The organism is Bradyrhizobium sp. P2_E8 (genome assembly GCF_056403875.1).
In genome coordinates, this window is record NZ_JBFUES010000734.1 from 1 (window position 1) to 3,946 (window position 3,946).

Annotated in this window: 5 protein-coding genes; 4 read left to right on the forward strand and 1 reads right to left on the reverse strand. The window is 60.6% G+C overall.

The window, feature by feature from the left end; all coding sequences use genetic code 11:
• Window positions 1-416: 416 nt before the first annotated feature.
• On the reverse strand, window positions 417-980 hold the full coding sequence (locus AC1D00_RS30640; RefSeq protein WP_029677468.1) for a TetR/AcrR family transcriptional regulator: 564 nt from the start codon (window positions 978-980) through the stop codon (window positions 417-419).
• Between the two features lie 78 nt (window positions 981-1,058).
• On the opposite strand from AC1D00_RS30640, the gene AC1D00_RS30645 reads away from it, so the two are divergent.
• The 4 genes from AC1D00_RS30645 to AC1D00_RS30660 all read left to right on the forward strand — a co-directional run.
• Window positions 1,059-2,069: a zinc-binding dehydrogenase gene (locus tag AC1D00_RS30645; RefSeq protein WP_025576399.1), complete on the forward strand. Its 1,011-nt coding sequence runs from the start codon at window positions 1,059-1,061 to the stop codon at window positions 2,067-2,069.
• 92 nt (window positions 2,070-2,161) lie between these two features.
• Entirely contained in the window at window positions 2,162-2,632 is a 471-nt protein-coding gene (locus AC1D00_RS30650; protein WP_025576401.1) for a hotdog fold thioesterase, read from the forward strand.
• Between the two features lie 689 nt (window positions 2,633-3,321).
• Window positions 3,322-3,636 (forward strand): co-chaperone GroES, encoded by a 315-nt coding sequence (locus AC1D00_RS30655; RefSeq protein WP_025576403.1) that lies wholly within the window; start codon window positions 3,322-3,324, stop codon window positions 3,634-3,636.
• A 90-nt stretch (window positions 3,637-3,726) separates the two neighbouring features.
• A partial coding sequence (locus AC1D00_RS30660) for a TCP-1/cpn60 chaperonin family protein (RefSeq protein WP_477013238.1) occupies window positions 3,727-3,946 on the forward strand: 220 nt, incomplete at its 3' end.

Sequence of the window (3,946 nt, forward strand, 5' to 3'; positions counted from 1 at the left end):
GTACCGGTGCGCGTATCTCGTTGGTGCGAGGGGGCACAAACGAAGGCAAAGCGTAGGATCGGCTCCCGACCCAATTTCAGAAAGATCACGCTGGCTTTCCAAACGCTGTCCCGCCTGGAAGCAATCCGGGGCCTGAAATCGACAAATGGCGGAGAGAGTGTCAGTCAACCCTCATTGAAAGATAAAGCACTCTCGACTTTTGTAGACCAAAACCCACCAATTCAGCTACGCGCGAATATGAAGATTCGTGCGAGAAAGCCGCCAATCAAGACCGGAAGACTGTACGTCCCCGTGCGTGACCATTGGAAGTACATGGGCAGACTTCGCGGTCAGAACCCTCATCCGCTTCCGCAAGAAGCGGCTCTCCCCGGCAAGTCAGAGCGCCCTCAACGGAGGTAGAGCCTTAGTCGAAGCTCTCAATCGCAAAGCCGGGCAATCTGAGCCCCACACGCGCGCATAGGCTCCTGCGATTGCGCCACGCGCGCCTGAATGAGAGCACCTTCAAAGGCCGCCAAGATTACCGGCGCGAGCGTCTCCGCATTCTTCGGGGCCATTCCGCATCGGATCAAGCCATCAGCAATCGTTTGCTGCCAGAGAGCGAACGCGTTCTTGCACGCCTTGGTGAGCGCCTGAGATTGGGGTGCAGTTTCCAGTGCAACGGTGCACACGGGGCAACCAGCGGTGAACCCGGACTTCGCCAACTGCGCCGCGCTACCCGCAAACAACTTGCGGATACCGTCCGCAGCGCGGCCGCCTTCGGGGAAGCACTGCGCGATGCCCGCAGCGACATTCTGTGACGCCCATTCGAGAGCGGCGACGCCAACCTGCTCCTTACCATCCGGAAAATAATGATAGGCGGAGCCCCAGGGCGCTCCCGACTCCTGCACCAACCGCCGCCATGAGGCCGCGGCATAGCCTTCCCTCTGAAAGAGGGACATGGCGGCCAAAATCATTTGTTCGCGCGGTGAATGGGCTGTCATGGCTGTTGACTAGGACGACTGTCTTATCTATAGGTGAGGGAGCGTTAGGACAAGCGTCATAGTGGAGGGTGCGGGTCTATGAAGGCGGTATTGTTGCATGCCTACGGCGATGCCGAGGCGCTTCGGGTGGAAGAGGTTTTGAAACCGCAGCCCGGGGCTGACGAAGTGCTCATCCGGATCGAAGCCGCGAGCGTCAATTACGCCGACATCGTGCGTCGGCGCGGTGATCCCTATCCACTGCCGACACCTTTGCCGGCGATCCTCGGCAGCGAAGCCGCCGGCGTCGTAGACGCCGTTGGCCTGGGCGTCACAACGCTGCATCCAGGTGATCGGGTGTTCGCGTTTTTCGGCGGAGACGGTCTTGGCGGCTACGCCGAGTACGCCCTCGCCGGCGTCGACAATGTCATCAAACTGGACCCAAGACTCGATCTTGACGTCGCTTCCACGCTTGTTGTTGCCGGCGTCACTGCTTTTCAAATGCTCAAGGAAGCTGGACGGCTCAAGCCCGGCGAATCCGTCTTCATTCCCGGCGGCGCCGGGGGCGTTGGCAACTACGCAATTCAGCTCGCCAAGATTTTGGGCGCCGGCCGCGTCATTGCCGGCGCCAGTACACCCGAACGCCGGCAGCAAGCCTTGGCGCGAGGCGCCGACCACGCTGTCGACTCTACCGCCGCTGATTGGCCGCGCGAGGTGAAACGGCTTACCGGCGGACGCGGGGCCGATGTGGTTCTCGATATGGTCGGAGGCTCATTTTTCGACCAGGCTCTCGCCGCGCTCGCACCATTCGGGCGCCTCGTCGTTTATGGGACTGCAAGCAGGCGCCCCTCTTCTTTTGTCGCCCAGCGCCTCATGCCGATGAACCAAGCGGTGATTGGCTATTACGTCAGTCACTGGTTCAAGGCCCGGCCGGATGAAGCGCAGAAGGCCTTCGATACTGTTGCGGAACTTGTCACCCAAAAGCGCCTTCACGTGGAGGTTGCCGGGCGGCTGCCTCTCGAAGGAGCCGGCGAAGCTCACCGCATCATGGAAGCTCGGCAGGCGACGGGAAAATATGTGCTTAAGCCATCGCTGACCGGCCCCTTGAGCTAAGCAGCGCCACGCATGGACGGCGGCACGCAGCACGCCGCCGATATTTCGGAGCCGAAGATGGCCGGCCGGCTGATCCTGCAAGGAAGGAAACCATGACGATGGGCGACGAGCGTCCTGCATCGCGAGAGAATGAAGGATTAGCGTTCTTCCGCGAGCTTTTGCGCACAGGGACGCCAGTTGCTCCCATCTGCACGCCACTGAATTTCCAGCTATCCGCGGCAGCGCACGGCAGCACGGAGTTTACAGGTTGGCCCGGGCCACAGTTCGCAAACCCTGGCGGGGTTGTGCACGGCGGTTACCTCGCCGTGATTTTGAGCTCGGCAATGTCCTGTGCCGTACACACGACACTCGATGAAGGCGAGCGTTTTACGACAACGAACTTTAATGTGAATCTCACCCGTCCGCTAAAGCCKGGACCGGGCCCCGTTATCGCCTCTGGCGTCGTGGTTCACCGTGGCAGACAGGGCGCGACCGCCGAGGGTCGCATCGTCGATAGCGCGGGCAAGCTTCTTGCGCATGGCACAACCACTTGCGTGATTTTCGCTGCGCGAAAGCAAGACTAGCAATCGCGTGCTTACCAAATTGGTCGCTTCACAGGACCTCACGAGGAGGCGCTTGATTGCGGTAGATCCGTCATCAGCCTCGATCTAAGAGATCCCGCGGACAACGCGAAGTCCGCCGAACCCACGGTCAAAAGCTACGGTTTGCGCGCTGACTAGCGCGTATCATCGCGGAACTAGCCGCAACAGCCTTTGTCGCGCCAGTCGTTGTGTTGCTGCCGATTCGAGTGGACTGGCGGAGGGAGAGAATCTAGAAAGAAAGTTGCTCTTCCGCTGCATCTCAGGTGCTCTCGGTAAGCGAGAGGGATGGGATTTTCCGGCCTCTCCGCGTACCGCGGCGGGTCTACCCTGCCGTTTGACCGCGGCATCATTGTACCTGAACAGGCTACTCCAGATGCGCGCAACCCTGCCCGGCTAGCCATTGGATGGCAAAGCCAAACAACAACCTGGGCAGGCGGTACAAGTCCGCCTAGCGTTTCCCCAGCGGCTTCCTCCAACCAGCCAAGACTTGATACCAGGGGCTCCTTTAGGTGGCTTGAATGGGCCTCCGCGGACCGGTGAGGACGACGGATTTTCGAAATCCTTCGCGGCTTTGTCTTGTTTGCCGACCAAGCCGGCTTATTTTCGGAGCGGTCAGCACTCGCTAGCTTCGACTGCTATTTCAAAAAGCGTCTAGCAGACAGGAGGAGAGCATGAAATTCCGTCCGCTTCACGACCGGGTCGTGGTCAAGCGCATCGACGCGGAAGAGAAGACCGCCGGTGGCATCATCATTCCCGACACGGTCAAGGAAAAGCCATCCCAGGGTGAAGTCATCGCTGTCGGCCCGGGCGGCCGCGACGAGAGCGGCAAGCTGATCCCGATAGACGTCCAGGTCGGCGACCGGGTGCTGTTCGGCAAGTGGTCGGGCACCGAGGTCAAGATCGACGGCCAGGAGCTGCTGATCATGAAGGAGAGCGACATCATGGGCGTTCTCACCGACGTGGCTTCCAAGAAGAAGGCCGCCTGATCCACCGCTCGCACCGCTCACCCCTGAGGAGCGCCTGCCGGGCGCATCGCCAAGGGTGAGATGAGAACCAGTCAATTCAGGGAAACCAATATGTCAGCCAAAGAAGTCAAGTTCGGCGTAGACGCTCGCGACCGCATGCTCCGTGGCGTCGACATCCTCCACAATGCGGTGAAGGTCACGCTCGGTCCGAAGGGCCGCAACGTCGTGCTCGACAAGTCGTTCGGCGCTCCCCGCATCACCAAGGACGGCGTCACCGTCGCCAAGGAGATCGAGCTCGAGGACAAGTTCGAGAACATGGGCGCCCAGATGG